Below are 21,695 nucleotides of genomic sequence, written 5' to 3'. Positions count from 1 at the left end.
TTCTGTATGTTAAGGAAAATAACGCATGACGCGTCGTAGCGCGCTGCTGCAAATGCACATTGCGGCAGTGCTGTTTGGCCTGTCGGGCATTTTTGGCAAGCTGATTATTAGCGGAGTAGCCGTACTGGTGTTTGGTCGGGCGGCATTCGGCCTGATGGCACTGTCTGCCATGCTGCTGAAGGACAGCCGAGCTCCCTGGAAAGGCTTAAGCGTGAAGCAGATTGCCTGCCTGCTGGCGCTGGGCACTTTGCTGGTAGCGCACTGGGTTACCTTTTTTATCGGCATTAAAGTGGGCGGAGTGGCGGTGGCTACGCTCGGCTTTGCTGCGTTTCCCGCCTTTGTCGCGCTGTTTGAAAGCCTGATGTTTCGTGAACGGCTGATGGGTACAGAGTACGTGCTGATCGCGCTGGTGTCTTTGGGGCTGATTTTAGTGACGCCAGAGGTCGACTTTACGGCGAGCGCTACTCAGGGGCTGCTCTGGGGGATTGTTTCAGGCCTAACCTACGCTATGTTAACCCTTGGTAATCGTAAGGTGGCGGCGACGCTGTCGGGGGTACAGGTCAACTGGTGGGAAAGTCTGTCTGTAATGCTGTGCTTACTGCCGTTTGCCGTCGGGGATGTGTCTTCGGTACCTATTCTGGACTGGGTGTGGATTGCCTGTCTGGGGCTGCTGTGCACTGGGTTGTCCTATAGTCTGTTTATCAACGCGCTTAGGGTGATTAATGCCCGAACGTCGGCGATGATTATTGCGTTGGAACCCGTGTATGCCATTGCCGTGGCCTGGCCGCTGTTTCACGAGCAGCCGACGCTGCGAACGATTATTGGCGGCGCGCTGATTATTCTGGCCGTTGCCTGGTCGAGCCGCCAAAAGGGATAAACACGGGCGGCCTGATGCTGAAAGCCGCCTGCTATACGTTTAATAGGCGAAGCGACCGCTGTTGTAGTCGTCTATCGCCTGCTGAATTTCCTCCACGCTGTTCATGACAAACGGGCCGTACTGAACAACCGGCTCGTTGAGCGGTTTACCCGCCAACAGCATAGCGCGCCCGCCGATTTTCCCTGCTTTCAGGCGCAGAGTGCTACCAGAAGTGAGCAGGGCGCTCTGGTCAGAGTGCAGGCTCTGGCCTTCCACTTCAACGTTCCCTTCAAACAGAAACAGCAGAGCGTTAAGCTCCTCAGGGATCGGCAGTTCAACTTCCTCATCAGGTGCAAGGTGAACATCGGCAATCAGCGGCTGTGTGACCGATGCCTGCACTGGGCTTTGGTAGCGCTTTTCATTTAGCTCGAGGGTTCCTGCAATCAGCGTGATTTCACCGCCTTTCGACAGCGCGATCTTAGGCAGGCCGTCGGCCTCGATATTTTGGTAGGCAGGTGCTTTCATCTTTTCATCGCGCGGCAGGTTGAGCCAAATTTGAAAGCCGCGCATAGCGCCGTCTACCTGCTGCGGCATCTCTGAATGAATGATGCCCCGACCCGCAGTCATCCACTGGATGCCGCCGGTTTTCAATTCGCCGCGATGGCCAACGTGGTCTTCATGCAGCATATTGCCTTCGAGCATGTAGGTAATGGTTTCAAAGCCGCGGTGCGGATGGCTGGGAAAGCCGGCCAAATAGTCTTTTGGATCCTGAGAGAAAAAGACATCCATCATCAGATAGGGATCCATTCTCTGTCGATCGCTTTGCCCCAGCGCTCGCTTCAGGCTGACGCCCGCGCCGTCCTGTGTGGCAATGGCAGGGAGGACAGTGGCAATACGGCGAAATACAGTACTCATTGCTGACTCCTTATCGGCTTTCGCCGAGCGTAGCGCGAAGCGTCGGCTCGTTGAGGTTTTGTTGCGGCCCGATAGAGATAATTCCCGTCGGGTTAATGGTTTTATGGCTGCGGTAATAGTGGTGACGAATGTGGTCAATGCTCACTGTCTCCGCGATACCCGGTATCTGATAGATGTCTCGTAAAAAGCCATAGAGATTGGGGTAGTCGCTGATACGCTTTTTGTCGCACTTAAAGTGGGTGACATACACCGGATCAAAGCGCAGCAGTGTAGTCCACAGCCGAATATCGGCCTCTGTCAGCCGACTGCCGGTTAAAAAGCGACTGCGGCTAAGCCTTTCTTCCAGCGTATCCAGTGACTGAAACAGTGACTCAACCGCTTCAAGATAGGCATCTTGCTGAGTGGCAAATCCGGCTCTATAAACACCATTGTTAACAGTGGGGTAGATCCACGCGTTAAGATCGTCGATCTGTTCACGCAGCTCAGTTGTGTAATAATCCCCTTCCTGCGCGCCGATGCCGTTGAACGCGTCGTTGAACATGCGAATGATGTCCGAAGACTCATTGTTAACGATGGTGTTTGTCTGCTTGTCCCACAGCACTGGCACAGTAACGCGTCCGGTATAGTTGGGGCAGCTTTGACATACAGTTGATAAAGATACGATAGGCCAAACAGGGCATCGCCAGTGGCAGCAGGGAAGTCGGTATCGAACGTCCAGCCGTGTTCCAACATCAGCGGGTGTACCACGCTTACGTCGATAAAGCTCTCTAGCCCTTTGAGTTTGCGCACCATTAGCGTTCGGTGAGCCCAGGGGCAGGCGAGGGAAACATACAGATGATAGCGGCCGGGTTCAGCCTTGAATCCTCCTTCTCCGGTGGGGCCAGGGCGCCCGTCGGCGGTGATCCAGTTGCGAAACCGGGAAGGCATGCGCTCAAAGCGCCCTTTGGTTGATGCGGTATCGTACCAAACGTCTTGCCAGACGCCGTTAACAAGCTGTCCCATTTTACTACCTCCAGATGTAGACGCGCCGCCTTTGAGGCGGCGCGCGTTAAACGTTACGTCAGGCTTACCACTTTTTCTTCAGCAGCCCGTCAATGCTCCAGGCGCCCGGGCCGGTTACGGCCAGAAGAATATAGCCGCCGGCGATGGTCATGTTTTTCATGAACATCAAAGAGTTAACTCCCTGAGCGAAGTCGTGGTGGAAAATCAGTGCAGTCATCAGCGTGAAGAATGCTGTGAACAGTGCAGTGGTGCGGGTAAGGAAGCCAAACAGAATGGCCAGACCGCCGCCAAGCTCCAGTAAAATGACCAGCGGCAGCATAAAGCCGGGTACGCCCATCGCTGTCATGTACTGCTGCGTTCCCGCATAGGCGTCTCCCAATTTGCCATAGCCAGCAACGATAAACAGAACCGGCATTAAAATACGCGCGACCAGCAGTGCCAGATGGGTTAGGTTTTTCATGGTACTTACGACTCCTGAATAAAATATATCGCTTTGGTTTATTCATCACAGTGTGAATAAACGCGTTGTTGTTGACAGGGATAATCGTAGTTCAGGATCGTCTGGGTTGTTAGTAAGAAGAATTGCACGAGTTATTCAAAAAATATGACCAAATAAAAAGGCTCTATATGCAAGGAAAAATGGGGGTATATGAAATAACGGGAGCAACTATCACATGAATTTTGATTTTGGCAATCAGAATTACTGTTGGTTGTGTTGAGTTGGCTGAGAGGTGGCCTGTTAGAACGATGATTTTTTCAGGATTTGACTGGCGTAGTCTATTCCGCGCCAGGCAAATAGCGCCCACTGCCCTTTGCGCAGCAGCCTGCGGGGATGACGCAGAGCATAAACAGCTACCAGCGCAACGCCGGCACTGACAAGGAGAGGGTGACGACGTGCTCTCTGCCAACTGTTATCTAAGGTTTGCGTGCTGTCCAGCCAGTTTTGGCACTCGTTGGAAAGCTGAACACGCTGCTGTTCAATGCGCTGAAGCAGCTGCGCTTTCTTTAGGTGCCGTTGCAAAGCGCGCTCGTTCATCGGTCTTTTTCCAGACGATGGCGATCGTTCTTTAACTGCGCTCGCGTTTCTTTAAGAAACGTGGAGCGACGGGCTTTAGACAGCGTCCAAAAGCCAACGCCTATGGCTAGGCAGAACAGCGTGCCGGTAATGGCAATAAGCGTTACAACCCGATAAGCGGGGTCTATTGCCAGGCAGACCAGAATAAACAGCCCCATCAGGCAAAAGCCGGCAAACAGCAGGGTTAACCCCGCCATGATAAGCAGCTGTACTAGATGAGACTTTTCCTCTTCCAGCTCAACGGCCGCCAGCTCCAGACGGGTTTGTGCAATGCTTAGCAGCAGAGTAAATATGCGCTGTACAACGCTCAGGGCACCGCGACCGGGGCCCTGAGAGGCTGTTGTGTTTGGCATGAAAACGCCTTAGCGACGGGACAGCAGTACGCCGAGCACCAAACCTACGGCAGCGCCAATACCGACGCTGGCCCAAGGTTTTTCATGAACATAGCTGTCCGCTTTGTCCGCCACTTCTTTTGTCTGATCGACGATTTTACCGCCGGTTTCGCTCAGGCGAGCGCGTGCCTCTTTGAGCAGACCTTCCGCTTTGGTATAGAGTTTCTCTATTTCGGCGCCAGATTGCTCGGTGGTGGACTGAAGGGTTTCCTCCAGTGTGTCTACCAGAGTTTGCAGCTCTTCATGGAGCGGCTCTGAAACGCTTTCTGTTTTCTTGGTCATAGGATTCGTCCTTTCGTTAAGTGAAATACTCATTTAAACATAGTTCATTATGAACTGTTGTTAAAGACGATGCTGCCGATTTATTCCCCACATTGAGGGGAGTTTTATGCGCTTTAAAACGAAAAGCGGCGCTATAAAGCGCCGCTAACTCAGTCTATCTTTGGCTATTTGCTGCTAACCGCTTGGCTTCGCTTTTTGCGCCAGATAACAATAATGGAGCCAACTAGCCCGACAACCAGCAGCACGATTGGCAACAGCACCAGACACTTCATTAGCTGGCTTTCATACTGACCAAAGAGCTTAGAACTGCCCAGCCCGTAACCGAGAGCGGTAAGAATGAACACCCACAGGAAAGAACTCATCCAGTTAAAGAACTGAAAGCGGCTGCCGTTTAGGCCCGAGATACCCGCCAGCGTTGGCAGTAGGGTACGGACAAACGCCAGAAAACGGCCAATAAACAGGGCAGCCAAGCCGTGACGATGAAACAGGTGATGAGCGCGCTGATGATAGTGGGGAGGAATATGGGAAAGCCAGTTTTGCACGATTTTAGTATTGCCGAGCCAGCGACCCTGAAGGAAGCCTATCCAGCTGCCGATACTGGCGCCGGTTGTTAAAACGACCAGAGCAATAGGATAGTTAATGGCGTCCTTGGCGACCAGCACACCGACTAGCAGCAGCAGGCTGTCACCGGGTAAGAACGCTGCCGGTAGAACGCCGTTTTCTAACAGAAGGATAGTGAACAGAATGGCGTATAGTGTCCAAACCAGAGAAGGGTTCGTCAGCATGGCGACGTCGTGGTGCCAGAGGGCCTGCCAGAGGGTATGTATTACATCCATTTCGTATTCCTAAACATCGGTGTTGCCGGAGTGCCTATCTGGATAAAACGGTTTACCGCACATATCACCATTTATCACATCGGACAGGAGTGTCGCCAGACTCTTAGATTCGCCTTCAAAACACATCTGTGGATAATTGTGTTGCGATACTGCCATATATTCTATCAGTGTAGCCTAACCCTATGCTGATATTGGGCTGCGCCAAGGCTCTTCTTCTTTTGCCAAACGGGCAAAGGCGCGAAAAACGGTGCAGGCACTGTATCAAAGTTCATTTTGTCACGACAGATAAAAAGACCGGTTTAGTACGTTTATTAATTATCTTTTAATATCTTTACAGAGGCGACGGCGCAGCATAGCACTGTTACCGGGCACGGTTTTTGATAAATACCAAAAAAATGATGGGATCCGCCGACGTTCTGTCGACGGCCTGTGGATAACTTTTATACAGCCTTGTTAAGGCACTGGTAGCCGATATAGACCGCTAGCAGGCACAGCACAACGTTAGCGACGATGTTGATACCTGCCTTGAGCCATTCGCCCTGAGTGAACAGCGCCAGAGTATCGAAAGAGAAGGTAGAGAACGTCGTTAGCGCGCCGAGAAATCCAACGCCGATAAGAGGTCGCCAGTGGGGAGAGATCAGAGATCCTTGGGTCAGCGCGGCCATCAGCAGCCCCATAATAAGAGAGCCGCCAACGTTTACTGCCAGCGTAGCGTAGGGGAAGCTGTTACCAAACCACTGGGAGAACCAGTTTGTTATCTGAAAACGGCTGATGGCGCCAACAGCGCCGCCAAAGGCCACGATAGCTAGCGTGACGGAATAGCCCATGTGAGAAACCTCTGATATGTCAGTGATACGTGATGTCGCCGGAGGACGTCGTTCGCCAAATCGGCTCGACGGGCGTGCGGTGTCTGTGGCCTATCTTACCTGTGAAGGACGTGTGGGAATAGCGGAAGATGAGATTGCGCCGCCCGCCGGTGAGAAAAAACGGCGGGCGGCGTTTGTCGCTTATTTTTAAGAAAGCCTCTAGAGGCTCTGTATGCCTAAGCGTTACTTCAACAGCTCACGAGCCTGCGTCAGCACGTTGTCGACCGTGAAGCCAAACTCGGCAAACAGCTGCTCTGCTGGTGCAGATTCACCGAACGAGCGCATGCCAACGATGCGGCCGTTCAGGCCAACGTACTTGTACCAGAAGTCAGCAATGCCCGCTTCCACGGCAACGCGCGCTGTGACCGCTGAAGGCAGCACGGATTCACGGTAGGCCTCATCCTGCGCGTCAAACGCTTCCGTACAGGGCATGGAAACAACCTGTACGCGACGCCCTTCTGCGGCCAGTTTCTCGGCCGCGTCCACCGCCAGGCTCACTTCTGAACCGGTGGCAATCAGCAGCAGCTCCGGCGTGCCTTCACAGCCCTTCAGCACGTAGCCACCGCGCGCCGCGTCTGCCAGCTGCTTCGCCGTACGAGGCTGCTGTACCAGATTCTGGCGGGAGAAGATAAGCGCGCTTGGGCCGTCCTGACGCTCCAGCGCTGACTTCCACGCAATCGCCGATTCCACCTGGTCACAGGGGCGCCAGGTGCGCATGTTCGGCGTTAAGCGCAGGCTGGCCATCTGCTCTACCGGCTGGTGAGTCGGGCCGTCTTCACCCAGACCAATAGAGTCGTGAGTGTAAACAAACAGGCTGCGGATTTTCATCAGCGCCGCCATGCGAACGGCGTTACGGGCGTACTCCATAAACATCAGGAAGGTCGCGCCGTAAGGAATAAACCCGCCGTGCAGGGCGATACCGTTCATGATGGCCGACATGCCGAACTCGCGCACGCCGTAGTGAATGTAGTTGCCCGCCGCGTCTTCCACGATGGACTTCGAGCCCGACCACATGGTTAGGTTGCTCGGCGCCAGGTCAGCGGAACCGCCCAGGAACTCCGGCAGCACCTTGCCGAACGCTTCCAGCGCGTTCTGAGAGGCTTTACGGCTGGCGATAGAGGCCGGGTTGGCCTGCAGCTTTTCGATAAACGCCGTTGACTCGCTTTGCCAGTTGGCCGGCAGCTCGCCGGAGGTGCGACGGCGGAACTCGGCCGCCAGCTCAGGATGCGCCTTGGCATAGGCTGCCAGCTTCTCATTCCACGCCTGTTCGCGGGCTTTACCGGCTTCTTTGGCATCCCAGGCCGCGTAAACGTCAGCCGGAATATCAAACGGGGCGTGCGTCCAGCCCAGCGCTTCGCGAGTGGCCGCCACTTCCGCGTCGCCCAGCGGGGCGCCGTGGCAGTCGTGGGTACCGGCCTTGTTCGGCGAGCCAAAGCCAATCACGGTTTTACACATCAGCAGAGACGGCTTGCCGGTCTCTTTCTGTGCCGCTTCCACCGCCTGACGCAGCGCCTGCGGGTCGTGGCCGTCTACGCCGCGCACCACGTGCCAGCCGTAGGCTTCAAAACGCATGGCGGTGTCGTCCGTAAACCAGCCCTCAACGTGGCCGTCAATAGAAATGCCGTTGTCATCGTAGAAGGCAATCAGCTTGCCCAGCTTCAGCGTGCCCGCCAGAGAGCAGGCCTCGTGAGACACGCCCTCCATCATGCAGCCGTCACCCATGAAGGTATAGGTGTAGTGGTCAACCACGTCGTGACCCGGGCGGTTGAACTGTGCCGCCAGAGTTTTCTCGGCAATTGCCATCCCTACCGCGTTACAGATACCCTGACCCAGCGGGCCAGTGGTGGTTTCCACGCCCGGCGCGTAGCCGTACTCTGGGTGACCCGGAGTGCGGGAATGGAGCTGGCGGAACTGCTTGAGGTCTTCAATAGACAGGTCGTAGCCGGAGAGGTGCAGCAGGCTGTAAATCAGCATGGAGCCGTGACCGTTGGACAGGACAAAGCGGTCGCGGTTAACCCAGTTGGGGTTGGTCGGATTATGGCTCAGGAAGCCGCGCCAGAGGACTTCGGCGATGTCGGCCATCCCCATGGGGGCGCCTGGGTGACCGGATTTGGCTTTCTGCACGGCGTCCATACTTAAGACGCGGATAGCATTGGCGAGTTCTTTTTGAGAAGGCATTATTTGCTCCGTTTAAATTCGGCGTTCACATTCTTTATGTCAATCAGTCTGTTAGCCTGGCAGCGTGAGGGCAAGGATAGCCTTGCCCTCGCTGTTAGTGCCAGTCGGTGATTTACAGGCGAGCAAGCAGCATTTTTTCCAGTTTTTCCTGATCGACGGCGAATAATCGGATACCTTCTGCCAGTTTTTCTACCGCCATCGCATCCTGATTGTGCTGCCAGTTGAACTCGGCTTCCGTCATCATGTTCGGCCGATTTTTTACATCGTTAGTAGGTGCAAGCTTGCGCTCGACAGGGCCGTCAGCCTCTTGAAGCTGTTTTAGCAGCGCGGGGGAAATGGTCAGACGGTCACAGCCAGCCAGTGCGAGGATCTGTTCGGTACGGCGGAAGCTGGCGCCCATAATAACGGTATCATAGCGGTGCTGCTTGTAATAGTTATAGATATCGCGCACGGACACTACGCCTGGATCGCTGTCGGCCTGGTAGTCAGCTACCGGCTGGCGGTTCTGGTACCAGTCGTAGATACGGCCGACAAACGGGGAAATCAGGTATACGCCCGCTTCAGCACAGGCGCGAGCCTGAGCGAATGAGAACAGCAGCGTCAGATTACAGTTGATGCCTTCCCGCTCCAGCTCTTCGGCTGCGCGGATGCCGGCCCATGTGGCTGCCAGTTTGATTAGAATGCGCGATTTGTCGATGCCCGCTTTTTCGTACAGGGAAATCAGCTTGCGGGCTTTTGCTACACACATTCCACGGTCGAAGGAGAGGCGCGCGTCAACTTCAGTAGAAATGCGGCCTGGGATCGTTTTGACGATCTCGGCGCCGATATACACCGCCAGACGGTCGCTGGCGTTGATAAGCTGGGTCTCTTTATCGCCGCCCTGCGCTTTGGCGTCGCTGATGGCGGCGTCAATCAAGTATTGGTATTGGGGCAGCTCTGCTGCTTTGAGGATCAGGGAAGGGTTGGTAGTGGCATCCTGAGGTGAAAACTGACGGATGGATTCAAGATCGCCGCTGTCAGCCACTACGGTCGTTAACTGTTTTAATGACTCGAGCTGGTTCATATAAGGGGGTCCTTTTTTGTTTTATTTATCCCCTCATCGTACAGGAAACAAAGCGCAATACGCGCCGGCCTGACGCTGAGCGGGTAGCCGTAGGCATCTGGCGCAGCAATGCTGCTGCGCCAGTTCCTAAAGCAGAAGGCCTGGACCGGTTCCCCGGAAGTCGGAGAAACCGGGGATGTATTGGGCTATTTTTGCTGTAGCTTCTGTTCGTAGTAGCTAATTCTGTCTACTTTCGGCGCTGAGTTACCGCCGTCAAACTCAGACTCCAGCCAGGTGTTGACGATAGTTTTTGCCAGCTCTACGCCGATCACGCGAGCGCCGAGAGAGATAATCTGGGCGTTGTTGCTCTTACGTGCCCGCTCAGCAGAGTAGGTATCGTGGCACTGTGCCGCACGAATGCCGGGCACTTTGTTTGCAGAAATACTCATACCGATGCCGGTTCCACAGACAAGAATGCCGCGCTGGTGCTTGCCGGCCTTTACGGCCTGCGCCACTTCAACGGCGATGTCTGGATAAATGGTCGGTTCGCTGCGCTGATCGCAGCTATAGTCTACGACTTCGATTCCCTTTTGTTTAAGAAACGCGACGATGTGGTTTTTCATTTCAATTGCCGCATCGTCGCAGCCGATGGCTATAGGAAGCATATTTCACCTCATTGACAAATTTTAACGGAAATTCTGTAGATCGCACTGGAACCGCTCTGGCGTCGACAGCGACTGGCTAATGTCGGATGAAGGCGTCTTATTTCTCTGTAAGGCGGTTCAGTGCATGCGCTTTTCAAAAGTTCGCACTGTGTTCTTTTGTTGCATGTTCGTTTTTTTCATATGTTAAGTCAATAAACTTTTGTTCGTTTTGGTGTGATTTTTACTCAAAATGAGGGGTGGATAACGAAGTGGATCTCCGAAAAGAACGCGTGTTAGCGGATAGGTTAGCGATTTATAAGGCAAAAATTGAATAAATGAGATGGTGTTGAACAATAGATGCGTTGTAGTAGGAGAGGTTTAGCAAAAGAGATGAGAGGGAGAAATTGTAAGGGCTGGAAAGGTTGAGAAAGCGGGGCGCTACTGCAAGCCGCCCCGGATATAGGTTACAGCGTTTAGGGCTGCTGTAGCATGTTCAGGATAGTGCGGGCGTTGGCCGCACTGGTGGCGATAATGTCAATGGCGCCGGTGCGTAGCGCGCCAAGGATAGCTAACGCTTTTGTACTTTCAGACGCGATGGCAATCACGCAGGGTATCTGACGCAGCTCTTCTGTACTTAGGCCAATAACGCGGTTATTCATCACCGTATTGGCGGGCTGTCCTTGCGCATTGAAGAAGTCATAGCCGCCGATTTCACCCGTGACTCCCTGATGCAGACTGGCGTCGACGATTTCCTGCGGCGTAAACCAGCCGAGCTTTACCATGTAGCTGTTTTCGTTCATGTCACCGATACCGACCAGAGCAATATCGGCTTTGCGAGCGCGGTCTAGCGTCTCTTTGATAGTGCCGTTTTGCATAAACGCTTCTTTCAGCGCGCGGTTTTCAACGTAGGCTGGGGCGTATAGGGTTTCACTGGTGCCGCCGAACTTTTTCGCCATGCGGCGGCTGATGTGGTCAGCGTTAATGGCGTCACCGGGGCGATGAGTGCCGCCAATCCCGCAAACAAACCGGCAGCTTCTTTCTGGAACGATACTGACGTGATCCGCTACAGCGGCGATATTACGGCCCTGACCAACAGCCAGCACTGTGTTGTCTTTCAGGTTAGTCGCCAGATAGTTGGAAACCAGCGAGGCGATCTGGCGTCGCTGTTCATCTTCATCCTGGTAGTCAAGGGCGATGAGCGCGCGCTTGAGGCCAAAGTGTTCAATCAACTGCTGCTCAAGCCGAGTGCTGTATACCGGATGGTAGCGCACGGTAATTTCGACAATGCCTTCTGTCTTGGCGCGCTTGAGTAGGCGGCCAACCTTAATTCTCGAGATGCCAAACTTTTGGGCGATCTCTTCCTGCGTCATTTCGTCCTGATAGTAGGCTACGGCGATTTCGGTCAGCAGCTCATTGTCTTGTGGAACTCGTTGTTTTTCCATTGAGTGATGCCTTCTAGGTCAAAAGTAGAGATTAAAAGCGTTGTTATTATTTGTTGTCTCTAAACGCTGGCAGATATGTTCACCTGCAAAGGTCATATTAGAACATTTGTTCCACTTGGTGAAGGGTGATTCTTCATTTGTTCTTCAGCTGTTCTTTTTATAAGGAGTGAAGAAGCGATTCAGTTCACGAAATTTGAATTCTCCACGCTGAAAAGACGATTAATGAGATCTGTTATCTTTTTTTATTTCTGGATTTTTGCTGATATAGCTGAACAAAAGTTTGTCATTTGTTCTTTTGTATTATCACGGCTAAGGATAATACGCAAAAGTAACGGAACGTTAAAAAAACAAAGGCATTCCTCAACGGTTCGCTAAGAGCGTAAGGGTTTTAGTGCTCTTGCATGAACGGGATGAACGAGCGTAAAGGGAAATATTAACTGCTGTGGACATGTGTGACTGATTGACATTCTTGCTGGCGTAGAGCGCTGGCACAGGGGACAACAATGTTACAAATTAAAGCCAGAACCAAGATACTTGCGCTGTTTTGCGCAATGTCTTTCCTGATGTACGTGGATCGCGTTAACCTGGCGGCCACTGCCGGATTGATTAAGGACGAGCTGGGGCTTAGCAACACTGAACTCGGCGTTATCTTTTCGGCGTTTGCCTATACCTATGCCATTTTCCAAATTATCGGCGGCTGGTTTGTTGACCGTCTCGGCGCTCGCCGCATGATCATCTTTTGCGGCGTTATCTGGGTTATTGCCACCATGTTGACCGGCTTCGTCGGCGGCTTTATCTCTCTTTTCATGGCCAGACTGCTGCTAGGCGTCGGCGAAGGTGCAGCGCTGCCTTCTCAAGCGCGAGCCATTACTTACTGGTTTAAACCGCAGCAGCGCGGCTTTGTGCAGGGTATTACTCACTCGTTCTCCCGTCTGGGCAACGCGATCACGCCACCCATCATTGTTGTGCTGGTGGCCTTTTGGTCATGGCGTGGCGCGTTTATCAGTCTGGGTATTATTACCTTCGTCTGGCTGGTGTCCTGGATTATCTCGTTTAAAGACGATCCGCGTGACCACAGCGGCATGACGGAAGAAGAGCTGGAAGGCGTACCGGTCTACGAGAAGAAAGATCTCAAAGCTAAAGCTGAACCAACCCCGTGGGGCCCGCTGTTAAAGCGTATGGGGCCGACAATGGGTGTCTACTTCTGCTACGGCTGGACCAGCTGGCTATTCTTTACCTGGCTGCCAACCTTCTTTATGCACGGTCGCGATATGGATCTGAAGTCATCGGCGCTGTTTACCGCTGGCGTGTTCCTTTCCGGCGTGGTGGGCAATACGGTCGGCGGCATAATCAGCGACCGCGTGCTCAAGATGACCGGCAATCTGGTGACGGCTCGTCGCAATATCATCATTTTCAGCTTTATCACTGTGCTGCTTCTGCTTATTCCGGTCATTAACACCAACTCTCTGCTGGTGATGACCATATGTCTGAGCGTGGCCTTTTTCTGCCTTGAGCTCACTATTGGGCCTATCTGGGCAGTACCAATGGACATCACGCCAAAGTACGTCGGAATAGCCAGCGGACTGATGAACGCCGGTTCTGCTGTGGCGGGCATTATTTCGCCCATCGTCTTCGGCATCATCATTGATAAAACAGGCAACTGGAGCCTGCCGTTCTACGGCTCTGTCGTGCTGCTGGTAGTGGGGATCTTCCTGACTTTCTTTATGCGCCCGGACAAACCGCTGCAGGTGCCGGAACAATAATTCGACTTGATTTGATTTTAACCAAAAGGTAGGTAGCAACTATGACGATTCCATCCATTGCATTAGTCCTTGGCGATCCAGCGGGCGTAGGCCCTGAGCTGGTGGCAAAAGTGCTGTCTCAAGAAGAGAACCGCGAAAAAGCCAACATCGCCATTATTGCCGATCGGGACGAGCTGGAGAAAGGCATGAAGATTGCCGGTCTTCGCTTCCCCTATGAAGAGGCTGACGATATCGCCAAGGTAGCCTTCAAACCCGGCGTGCCGGTGCTGTTGCACCATAAGGGCAGTCACCCCGCACCGTTTGAGTACGGTGTGGCGACTGAACAGAGCGGCGTTTACATGCTGGAAACGCTGAAAAAAGCCGTCGATATGACCCTTGCGGGCTACACCTCAGGGATCTGTTTTGCCCCGTTGAACAAACAGGCGATGCACAAAGGCGGATTAAAGTACCGCGATGAGCTTCACTGGTTTGCCGACCTGACCAACTTTAAAGACTTTGCCTGCGAGCTGAACGTCGTTGACGGTATCTGGGCCAGCCGCGTGACGTCCCACATTCCGTTTAAGGACATCGTTGCCAACCTGAGCGTTGAAACCGTTCTGGACTGTATTGAGCTGCTGAACCGTACGCTGAAGCAGGCGGGTATCGCTAATCCGAAGATTGCCGTACAGGCGCTGAATCCGCACGGCGGCGAAGGTGGCCTGTTTGGTGATGAAGAAATTACGATCATCAAGCCTGCGATGGAAAAGGCGCGCGAGAAGGGGATTGACGTCTATGGCCCATTCCCTGCCGATACCACGCTGAAAGCGGTACAGGATCAGAAGCTGAACGGCGTTGTGTCCATGTACCACGACCAGTTCGCCTCTGCGATCAAAATGCTGGGCTTTGAGCGCGGCGTGACGGTTCAGGGCGGCGTACCTATTGCTATCGCCACGGCAAACCACGGCACGGCCTACAACATTTACGGCCAGAATCTGGCGTCGCCGTCAGCATTCCATAATGCGCTAGAACTTACCGTCAATATGGCAAAAAACGCCCGCTGAGTAGGGCATACGTAGAGGATGACTATTTCCATGAGTACAAGAAAACCTAAAAAACTCTTAAACGATCCCCAAAACGTGCCTGAAGAACAGCTAGAAGGGCTCATTGCCGCCTGTCACGGGACAATGAAGCGGGTCGACGGTTTTAGCGCCGTGGTTCGTAGTGATATTCCCGACGGTAAAGTCGCCGTGCTTATCGGTGGCGGCAGCGGCCATGAACCTATGTTTGCAGGCTATGTGGGCAAAGGGCTTGCCGACGCGTCTTCTCTGGGGGAGATTTTTACCTCACCTTCGCCGGATATCATTATGGCCGGTGCGCAGGCTGCGCAGCGCGGGAAAGGCGTGCTGTTTGTCTACGGTAACTACGCTGGCGACAACATGAACTTCGACATCGCGGCAGAGCTGCTGGAAGAGGAAGGGATCCCGTCGCGTACTATTCGCGTCAGCGATGATATTGCTATTGCCAAGAAGAGCGACCGTCGCGGCGTCGCGGGCGACATGATCGTGCTGAAGATCGCTGGTGCTGCTGCCGAACAGATGAAGGACCTAGAGGAAGTTCATCGTCTGGCAGTGAAGGCTAACGAGCATACTCGCTCGATGGGTGTGGCGCTGTCTGCCTGCTCTCTGCCGCTAAACGACGGCTTTAACTTTGAACTGGCAGATGACGAGTTAGAGCTTGGCATGGGGATCCACGGTGAGCAGGGCGTTCGTCGCCAGAAAATGGCGCCTGCCGACGACATCGTGGCGGAAATTATCGAGCGCCTCTGTGTAGATATGCCGTTTACCTCCGGCGATCGCGTAGTGCTGCTGATTAACAACCTCGGCGGTTCTACGGTGACTGAACTGCTGATCGCTAACCGTAAGGCGAACGAGATGCTCACCGAAAAGGGCATCGCCATCCACGACACGCTGATCGGCAGCTACTGTACCTCTCAGGAGATGTCCGGTTATTCAATCACCCTGTTTAAGCTTGATGACGAACTTCAAGCGCTTTATGACGCCCCTTGCCACAGCTTTGCCTGGAGAAAATAACATGATGGATTTAACTTCAACCCGCAGTCTGATGCGCGCAACGGCAGAAAAAATGGTTGCAGCAGAGCCTGAACTTACCCGTCTTGATCAGGTTATCGGCGACGGTGACCACGGACTGGGTATGAAGCGCGGCTTCGCCGCCGTGATAACCATGCTGGACGGCGACGGGTGTAACCCTGATGACGTTGGCGCGCTGCTGCTGCAAATCGGTACGCGACTGATGTCCAGCATGGGCGGCGCGTCCGGCGCAATTTTTGGCACCATGTTCCGCGCGGGCGGCAAGGCTGTGGCCGGTGAGCCTGAGCTGACCACGCCGGTTCTGGCGAAGTTTTTAACCGAAGGGCACAGCGCAGTATTCCAGCGCGGCGCGGCGAAAAAGGGCGATAAGACCATGGTTGATGCGCTGATAGCTGCGGTGGAAAAAGCCAACGCGCTGGGCAATATGCCGCTGAGCGAGGCGCTGCCGCAAATTGCTCAGGCATCGAGAGAAGGCGCTGAGTCCACTAAGGATCAGGTTGCTGTGTTTGGCCGGGCGAAGACTCTGGGTGAGCGCTCACTCGGACATGTCGACCCCGGTGCGGTATCTATGTCACTGATTCTGACCTATATGGCAGAAGGCCTTTAAGCATGGGCCTGCGGGCGAACTTGGTTCGCCCGCCTGTTTTTAATCCTATTACGACCTAGTAGTACCTAGTAATTCATAGCCAGTAACCATAGTAACCCGAAGTGCTCGATGGCAGCGGTCAGCGGGCGCTTATCAACACAACGAAACTAATAATTGATATCCGCACGGTACGATTTAAGACGCACCGGCGATGATAGGGGACAACATGACAGTTCAATCGACTTCTACTGGGCAACCGACAGCTCAGGGGATCCCTACACCTCAGGGATCATCTAATACCAAACCTACACGCGTGCGCTGGACTATTTTTGGCATCATTTTCATCCTGGTAGTGATTAACCTTATCGACCGGGTTTCCTTGTCTATCGGTATGCCGACCATCGCAAAAGAGTTCAATTTGTCACCCACCATGCAGGGATTGATCCTCAGTAGCTTCTTTTGGGCCTATGCGCTGCTGCAAATTCCGGGCGGTTGGCTGATCGATAAATTTGGTGCACGTAAGATCATTACCGGCTCCACCGTATTTTGGGGCGTGTTCCAGACGCTGGCGGCGTTTTCTACCGGCGGCATGTCTCTGCTGTTTACCCGCATGGCGCTGGGTGCGGCAGAAGCGCCGCTATTCCCGGCGGGCGGAAAGATGATTTCTTCCTGGCTCTCATCTCAGGAGCGTGGACGCGGTGCGGTGCTAATGGACTGCGGCGGGCCACTGGGTGCAGCGCTGGGGGGTATTATCATCGCCTATATGATCGTGTCACTCGACTCATGGCGTATGGTGTTTGCCATTGCCGGTATCGTGACCGTCCTGTTAGGGGCGCTGGCTTGGTACTACCTGCGCGACAATCCTCTTGAGCACCCTAAGGTGAATCAGGGAGAGCTGGATCAGATCTTTGATGAAAAGACCCGTGCGGCGGATAAGCTGGAGAGCAGTGAGCCTGCGCCTAAAGGCCTTGGTATTCCGCTGAACTCGCTGACAGGTATTTTGCTTGGTCGTGCTGCTTGGGCCATGGCCTGGTTCGGCCTGTTGACTTGGGGCCCTAGCTACCTGTCACACGCTAGAAACTTTGATCTGCATACTATCGGCAACGCGACCTTTATTATCTTTATGTCTGGGGCGTTAGGCTCGCTGTGCGGCGGCTTCCTGTTTGACCTGCTGGTGAAGCGCGGCGTTCGACACATTGTGGCGTTAAAGTCACTGCTGTCGTTCTCTGGTTTAGTAACGCTGGTATCGTTCGTTTCTCTGCCTTACCTGAGCGATCCGGTGATGGCGGTTGCCGTTCTGTCCGTAGCCTCCTTCTTCCTGCTGTGGGGAAGTATCTACTGGAGCTTCCCGGCGCTGTTGGCGCCAAAGAGCCGCGTAGGCGTAGTGGGCGGCACCATGAACATGGCGGGCAGCACAGGCGGAATTCTGGTGCCGATCCTCGTAGGGCTTATTGTTGAAACCACCGGTGGCTATAACGGCGTATTGGCCTTCTTCGCAGGATGCGCAGGATTCTATGTGCTGGGCACCTGCCTGATCGGCGCAAAGTCGATAAAAAATACCTGATGCGGGGAGGAGAATCAGTATGAACAAAGAACACCATGAGTACTATGATGGCCCGATAGTGGATGCTCACCACCACTTCTGGCAGCCAGCGGTTAACCCACATCCTTGGCTAGCGGAAGGCGTGATGATTCCTTTCCGCTACGGTGACTATACGTCCATCAAGCGTGAGTATCTGCCGCCGGACTACTTTAAAGATGCGGAAAAGCACCACGTCGTAGAAACGGTTTATATTGATGCCGAGTGGGATCCGCGAGACCCGATGGGCGAAACCGACTATATCCACACTGTCGCAGAGCGCTTTGGTGTACCTAACGCCGTGGTGGCGCAGGCTTGGCTCAACGCGGACGATGCGCCAGAAGTGCTTAAGGCTCAGGCGGCTTACAGACTAGTTCGCAGCGTGCGTCACAAGCCCGGCGGCGCGGCAACGCCTGAGGAGGCTAAAGCCGGTCAGCGTACGCTGATGAGCGATGAGCGCTGGCTGCGGGGATACGCCGAGTTGGAAAAAAACGGTCTGAGCTTTGATTTGCAAACGCCGTGGTGGAACCTGCACGAGGCCAAGAGGCTGGCGAAGGACTTTCCCAATACGCTGATTATTCTTAACCACACCGGCCTGCCTTCAGATCGCTCCCCGGAAGGGCTAGCCGCCTGGCATAAAGCGATGGCTGACTTTGCTGAGGTGTCCAATGCGGTTGTAAAAGTATCGGGTATTGGCCTGAAGGACATTCCGTGGAATATTGAAGACAACCGCTGGATTATTCGCGAAGCCGTTGCCATTTTTGGCGCCGATCGCGCCATGTTCGCCAGCAACTTCCCGGTAGACAGCCTGTGCGGCAGCTTTGACACTATTTTTTCCGGCTTTAAGCAGGCCGTGGCCGATAGGCCTTATGAAGAGCAGCAGCAGCTGTTTTGTACCAACGCTCGCCGCTACTATCGAACACACAGTAAGGAGACCCTATGAGTAAAACCATTACCCAACTGGCAGTAAACACCGCCATGTTTGACGGTCACGATTTGGCTCACGCCTTTTCGATTATTGCTGAGACTGGGTACCGCTATCTGGAGCTGGCTTACAACGAAGGCTATGTCGGTAACCTCAATCCGACGCTGTTTTCAACGGCCAGCGCCGGCAGAGTTAAGGAGCTGATGCAGGAGCACGGTCTGTCGACGGTAGCGCTCGGCTGTACTATGAACCTAGCGGGTGCCGATATGGTGGAAAAATTCCGTATGCGCATCCGCTTTGCCCACATGCTGGGAGTTCGCTGTCTGAATGCCTGCACTACGCAGATGGCAGAGCGCGAACAGATGATTAAAAACCTGAAGGCGATAGCGCCTGAAGCGGCAGACAGCGGCTGTGTGATCTGTCTGGAAAACGGCGGCGATCCTAACTACGATGCGTTCACTACCGCTGAGGACGGTATTCGCCTGCTGGAAGAGGTGGGGCACTCTGCCGTTGCGTTAAACATCGATCCGGGCAATATGCTTTCACTGGCGCCGGAGCTCGATCCCGTTGAACAGACGCTGGCAATGCTGCCTTACGCTGAGCATTTTCACGTGAAAGACGTTGAAATGCGCAACGGTGAGTTCTGGTTCCCGCCTATTGGCGAGGGTGTGATTGACTACGCGACGATTTTACCGGCGCTCGCTGAACGCGGTATTCCGTGCAGCCTAGAGATCCCGCTGCGCATGCACCGTCAGGCAGACAGCTGGCCTATTCGAAGCGCCGAGCCTGCGCCGCTGGAGGATAGCCGCACCGTGCTGACCCGTTCGCTGGCTGGCATTCAGCGGCTTCTGGGATAGCGCCGTTGAAGTCATGCTTTTGAGATTGTGCAGTTAATCTAGCGTAAAGACGTAAAAAAGCGCGCCGAGGGAAGACTCTACGGCGCGCTTTCTTTTTGAGGTATCAGGCCGTCAGATAGCCTTCAGCAAGGCGTAAAATATTGCAGAAGCCTTCCGCCTGCCAGGCTGAGCGACCGATGAACAGACCGTCGATATCCTGACGAGCGAGTAAGGAAACCGCGTTGCCCGGATTAACGCTGCCGCCGTAAAGCAGTGGAATGCGCTCGGCGGTATCTGCTCCGTAGAGTTCCACTAGCGCGGCTCGCAGGCGTTCGTGAACTGCCTGTGCCTGTTCGGGCGTTGCGGGGGTGCCGCCTTCGCCAATGGCCCAAATAGGCTCATAGGCAATAATCACCTGCTCGGCCTGCATTGGCGTAATGCCAAACAGGGCGGCCTTCATCTGCTTAACGACAGTTTCTGCCGAAGTACCCCAAGCCATGTCCTGCGCGCTGTCGCCGATACAGATAAGCGGGCGCAGGCCGTGCTTAAGTGCCGCATTGGCTTTTTTCTGTACCGTTAAGTCTGTTTCGCCGAAGAACTCCCGCCGTTCGGAGTGACCCATTTCGACCAAGAGAGCCCCTGCGTCTTTGACCATCAGCGGAGAGACTTCCCCAGTAAAGGCACCCTGATCTTCGTAGTGCATGTTCTGCACACCGGTCAGGCAGCGAACGTTATTCTTGGCCACATAGGTCGAGACGTCGCGCACACAGGTGAAGGAGGGAATAATAAAAGGCTGAATGCGTTCTGACAGGGTGGGAATAAAGGTTTCCAGCGTCTGGCAAAACGCCATGGCTTCAGCCAGCGTTTTGTTCATTTTCCAACTGGTGCCGATAAGCGTCTTTTTCATCATAGTCCTCTGGGCATGAGTATTGAGGCATTGGGGTTGAGGCGTTAGTACTGCTTGTCTTTATTTGTAAAATTGTTCATATGATACATCAATGAACAATTGATTATCGAGTAAAACCTTTGACCTACCTCACGAAAAGCGTAAAAAAACGCTGCCTGTTTTATCACACACATTAAGTGCGATTGCCGCGTTCTCTCCTTGATTTATTAATGGGATGACTTAAGCTTTCAGGCTGACGTTTTGTCCCCTTTTATGACACAGCCGTAACTAATTAATAGGAGTGGCGATGTTTTCCGAACGGGAGAAATCCCTCATGCTGGCAGTGAAGGGCGTGGGCGCTACGGTGATATCTCGCCTGGAGCAAATTGGCTTTTCTTCACTGTCTCAGCTGGCAATGGCCGAGACCTCACAGGTTACCAAACAAATCGCCGATATGATGGGCTCCACCTGCTGGCACAACAGCCCGCAGGCGCGAGGCGCTATTGAAGGCCTTATCGCGCTGGCTAAACGCGAAGAAGAAAGCGCGCCGCGCTAGTGTGTATTTCTTGTTGAATGGATGTTTTTACCTTTGAAGCTTAACGTTTCTGCGCTGCTTGCGCTCGTCTGCCTGACCGGTATTTGGGGATACGGCTGGATCGTCATGAAGTCTGTGCTGCCCTACGTGGGCGCCTTTGATTTCGCCGCCATGCGCTGTTCACTGGGGGCGGTTCTGCTTTTGCTGGTGCTTAAAGTGCGCAACCGCGGTATGAAGCCGCCGCCACTGCTGCCGACTTTTATTATTGGGCTATTGCAGACAGCAGGCATGGTCGGCTTTTCCCAGTGGGCGCTGGTAAACGGCGGCGCGGGTAAAGTCGCTATTTTGACCTACACCATGCCTTTCTGGGTGATCCTGATGGCCGCTCTGTTTCTGAAAGAGCGCCTGAGAAAAGTGCAGTATCTGGCGACCGGGATTGCCGTTTGCGGCATGGTTCTGATCCTTCAGCCGTGGAAGATAAACAGTGGAATTATCGGCTCTCTGCTGGCTTTGTGTTCAGGTTTTTTCTGGGGGGCAAGCGCCATTTACGCCAAGCGCCTGTACATTCGCTATCAAACCGACCTGCTGTCGCTGACCACTTGGCAGATGGTGTGGGGAGCGCTGGTGCTGGTGGTTATTGCGTTTGTGACACACAGTCGCCCTATCGAATGGCATCCTTACATGTGGGGTGGTCTGCTGTTTAACGCTGTGCTGGGCACCGCGGTGGCCTGGGTACTGTGGATGTTTATTCTGAAAAATTTGCCCGCTGCTGTGGCGGGAATGGGGGCGCTGGCCGTGCCGATCTGCGGCGCGCTGCTGTCATGGTGGCTGCTGGGCGAGCGGCCAAACTCGTATGAGGCAGCCGGTATTCTCTGTGTGATCCTGGCACTGATTGTCGTCAGCCTGCCTCCCAGAAAGCGCGAGGTCTCCACAACATAGGGAATAGTCCAAACGTGCACTCAGTTTGC

The 21,695-nt window shown here is 54.0% G+C and carries 23 protein-coding genes and 1 pseudogene; 11 read left to right on the top strand and 13 right to left on the bottom strand.

The features are described 5' to 3' along the window. The first annotated feature begins 25 nt into the window (after nt 1-25). Nucleotides 26-877 carry a DMT family transporter gene (locus DQM29_RS13855; protein WP_111741236.1) on the top strand — a complete coding sequence of 284 codons (852 nt, stop codon included), beginning with the start codon at nt 26-28 and terminating at the stop codon, nt 875-877. Nucleotides 878-916: 39 nt separating this feature from the next. On the opposite strand, the gene DQM29_RS13850 is transcribed toward DQM29_RS13855, so the two are convergent. The 8 genes and pseudogenes from DQM29_RS13850 to crcB all read right to left on the bottom strand — a co-directional run bounded on the left by DQM29_RS13850 (nt 917) and on the right by crcB (nt 6,185). After that, nucleotides 917-1,771: a pirin family protein gene (locus DQM29_RS13850; RefSeq protein ID WP_111741235.1), complete on the bottom strand. Its 855-nt coding sequence runs from the start codon at nt 1,769-1,771 to the stop codon at nt 917-919. 10 nt (nt 1,772-1,781) lie between these two features. After that, nucleotides 1,782-2,773 (bottom strand): annotated as a pseudogene (locus DQM29_RS13845) (glutathione S-transferase family protein). Between the two features lie 64 nt (nt 2,774-2,837). Then, nucleotides 2,838-3,233, bottom strand: a complete 396-nt coding sequence (locus DQM29_RS13840; protein WP_170126543.1) for a DoxX family protein — start codon at nt 3,231-3,233, stop codon at nt 2,838-2,840. Between the two features lie 279 nt (nt 3,234-3,512). Continuing rightward, the gene (locus tag DQM29_RS13835; protein ID WP_111741234.1) at nt 3,513-3,809 is read right to left on the bottom strand and encodes a YqjK-like family protein; all 297 of its coding nucleotides are present in this window, start codon (nt 3,807-3,809) and stop codon (nt 3,513-3,515) included. Beyond that, nucleotides 3,806-4,201 carry a phage holin family protein gene (locus tag DQM29_RS13830; RefSeq protein WP_111741233.1) on the bottom strand — a complete coding sequence of 132 codons (396 nt, stop codon included), beginning with the start codon at nt 4,199-4,201 and terminating at the stop codon, nt 3,806-3,808. The genes DQM29_RS13835 and DQM29_RS13830 overlap by 4 nt, the downstream gene beginning before the upstream one ends. A gap of 9 nt (nt 4,202-4,210) precedes the next feature. After that, nucleotides 4,211-4,522, bottom strand: a complete 312-nt coding sequence (locus tag DQM29_RS13825) for an ElaB/YgaM/YqjD family protein (protein WP_111741232.1) — start codon at nt 4,520-4,522, stop codon at nt 4,211-4,213. Between the two features lie 164 nt (nt 4,523-4,686). Next, on the bottom strand, nt 4,687-5,358 hold the full coding sequence (locus DQM29_RS13820) for a DedA family protein (RefSeq protein WP_111741231.1): 672 nt from the start codon (nt 5,356-5,358) through the stop codon (nt 4,687-4,689). Nucleotides 5,359-5,798: 440 nt separating this feature from the next. Continuing rightward, nucleotides 5,799-6,185 carry a fluoride efflux transporter CrcB gene (gene crcB / locus DQM29_RS13815; RefSeq protein WP_111741230.1) on the bottom strand — a complete coding sequence of 129 codons (387 nt, stop codon included), beginning with the start codon at nt 6,183-6,185 and terminating at the stop codon, nt 5,799-5,801. 16 nt (nt 6,186-6,201) lie between these two features. Here crcB and DQM29_RS18220 point away from each other — a divergent pair, with 16 nt between their 5' ends. Further along, nucleotides 6,202-6,375 (top strand): hypothetical protein, encoded by a 174-nt coding sequence (locus tag DQM29_RS18220; protein ID WP_170126542.1) that lies wholly within the window; start codon nt 6,202-6,204, stop codon nt 6,373-6,375. Between the two features lie 32 nt (nt 6,376-6,407). On the opposite strand, the gene tkt is transcribed toward DQM29_RS18220, so the two are convergent. From tkt to DQM29_RS13795, 4 genes are all read right to left on the bottom strand, one after another. Continuing rightward, a complete protein-coding gene (gene tkt, locus DQM29_RS13810; RefSeq protein ID WP_111741229.1) occupies nt 6,408-8,402 on the bottom strand; it encodes a transketolase in 1,995 nt (664 codons plus the stop codon). 112 nt (nt 8,403-8,514) lie between these two features. Then, nucleotides 8,515-9,465, bottom strand: coding sequence for a transaldolase (tal, locus tag DQM29_RS13805; RefSeq protein ID WP_111741228.1), 951 nt, complete (start codon nt 9,463-9,465; stop codon nt 8,515-8,517). A gap of 185 nt (nt 9,466-9,650) precedes the next feature. Beyond that, nucleotides 9,651-10,109 carry a ribose 5-phosphate isomerase B gene (rpiB, locus tag DQM29_RS13800; protein ID WP_111741227.1) on the bottom strand — a complete coding sequence of 153 codons (459 nt, stop codon included), beginning with the start codon at nt 10,107-10,109 and terminating at the stop codon, nt 9,651-9,653. Between the two features lie 452 nt (nt 10,110-10,561). Next, complete coding sequence (locus DQM29_RS13795; protein WP_111741226.1) at nt 10,562-11,530, bottom strand: sugar-binding transcriptional regulator; 969 nt, start codon at nt 11,528-11,530, stop codon at nt 10,562-10,564. 503 nt (nt 11,531-12,033) lie between these two features. Between DQM29_RS13795 and DQM29_RS13790 the strand changes: the two genes are divergently transcribed. The 7 genes from DQM29_RS13790 (at nt 12,034) to DQM29_RS13760 (ending at nt 19,327) form a co-directional block, all read left to right on the top strand. Beyond that, nucleotides 12,034-13,293: an MFS transporter gene (locus DQM29_RS13790; protein WP_111741225.1), complete on the top strand. Its 1,260-nt coding sequence runs from the start codon at nt 12,034-12,036 to the stop codon at nt 13,291-13,293. 41 nt (nt 13,294-13,334) lie between these two features. Beyond that, entirely contained in the window at nt 13,335-14,333 is a 999-nt protein-coding gene (locus DQM29_RS13785) for a 4-hydroxythreonine-4-phosphate dehydrogenase PdxA (protein ID WP_111741224.1), read from the top strand. A 30-nt stretch (nt 14,334-14,363) separates the two neighbouring features. Beyond that, nucleotides 14,364-15,362, top strand: a complete 999-nt coding sequence (locus DQM29_RS13780; RefSeq protein WP_111741223.1) for a dihydroxyacetone kinase subunit DhaK — start codon at nt 14,364-14,366, stop codon at nt 15,360-15,362. Between the two features lies 1 nt (nt 15,363). Next, complete coding sequence (dhaL, locus tag DQM29_RS13775; protein WP_232054923.1) at nt 15,364-15,987, top strand: dihydroxyacetone kinase subunit DhaL; 624 nt, start codon at nt 15,364-15,366, stop codon at nt 15,985-15,987. 205 nt (nt 15,988-16,192) lie between these two features. Continuing rightward, the gene (locus tag DQM29_RS13770) at nt 16,193-17,530 is read left to right on the top strand and encodes an MFS transporter (protein ID WP_111741222.1); all 1,338 of its coding nucleotides are present in this window, start codon (nt 16,193-16,195) and stop codon (nt 17,528-17,530) included. Nucleotides 17,531-17,549: 19 nt separating this feature from the next. Continuing rightward, a complete protein-coding gene (locus DQM29_RS13765; RefSeq protein ID WP_111741221.1) occupies nt 17,550-18,488 on the top strand; it encodes an amidohydrolase family protein in 939 nt (312 codons plus the stop codon). Further along, complete coding sequence (locus DQM29_RS13760) at nt 18,485-19,327, top strand: sugar phosphate isomerase/epimerase family protein (protein ID WP_111741220.1); 843 nt, start codon at nt 18,485-18,487, stop codon at nt 19,325-19,327. Before DQM29_RS13765 ends, DQM29_RS13760 begins: the two co-directional genes overlap by 4 nt. A gap of 103 nt (nt 19,328-19,430) precedes the next feature. On the opposite strand, the gene DQM29_RS13755 is transcribed toward DQM29_RS13760, so the two are convergent. Then, nucleotides 19,431-20,213 (bottom strand): triose-phosphate isomerase, encoded by a 783-nt coding sequence (locus DQM29_RS13755; protein ID WP_111741219.1) that lies wholly within the window; start codon nt 20,211-20,213, stop codon nt 19,431-19,433. A 286-nt stretch (nt 20,214-20,499) separates the two neighbouring features. On the opposite strand from DQM29_RS13755, the gene DQM29_RS13750 reads away from it, so the two are divergent. Beyond that, nucleotides 20,500-20,748 carry a hypothetical protein gene (locus tag DQM29_RS13750; protein ID WP_111741218.1) on the top strand — a complete coding sequence of 83 codons (249 nt, stop codon included), beginning with the start codon at nt 20,500-20,502 and terminating at the stop codon, nt 20,746-20,748. 21 nt (nt 20,749-20,769) lie between these two features. Further along, the gene (locus tag DQM29_RS13745) at nt 20,770-21,666 is read left to right on the top strand and encodes a DMT family transporter (protein WP_111741217.1); all 897 of its coding nucleotides are present in this window, start codon (nt 20,770-20,772) and stop codon (nt 21,664-21,666) included. Nucleotides 21,667-21,695: the final 29 nt, after the last annotated feature.

It is taken from the genome of Leminorella richardii, assembly GCF_900478135.1.
GTDB classification, from domain to species: domain Bacteria; phylum Pseudomonadota; class Gammaproteobacteria; order Enterobacterales; family Enterobacteriaceae; genus Leminorella; species Leminorella richardii.
The sequence above is the reverse complement of the archived record's forward strand: the minus strand, read 5'-3'. Positions and strand labels throughout refer to the sequence as shown.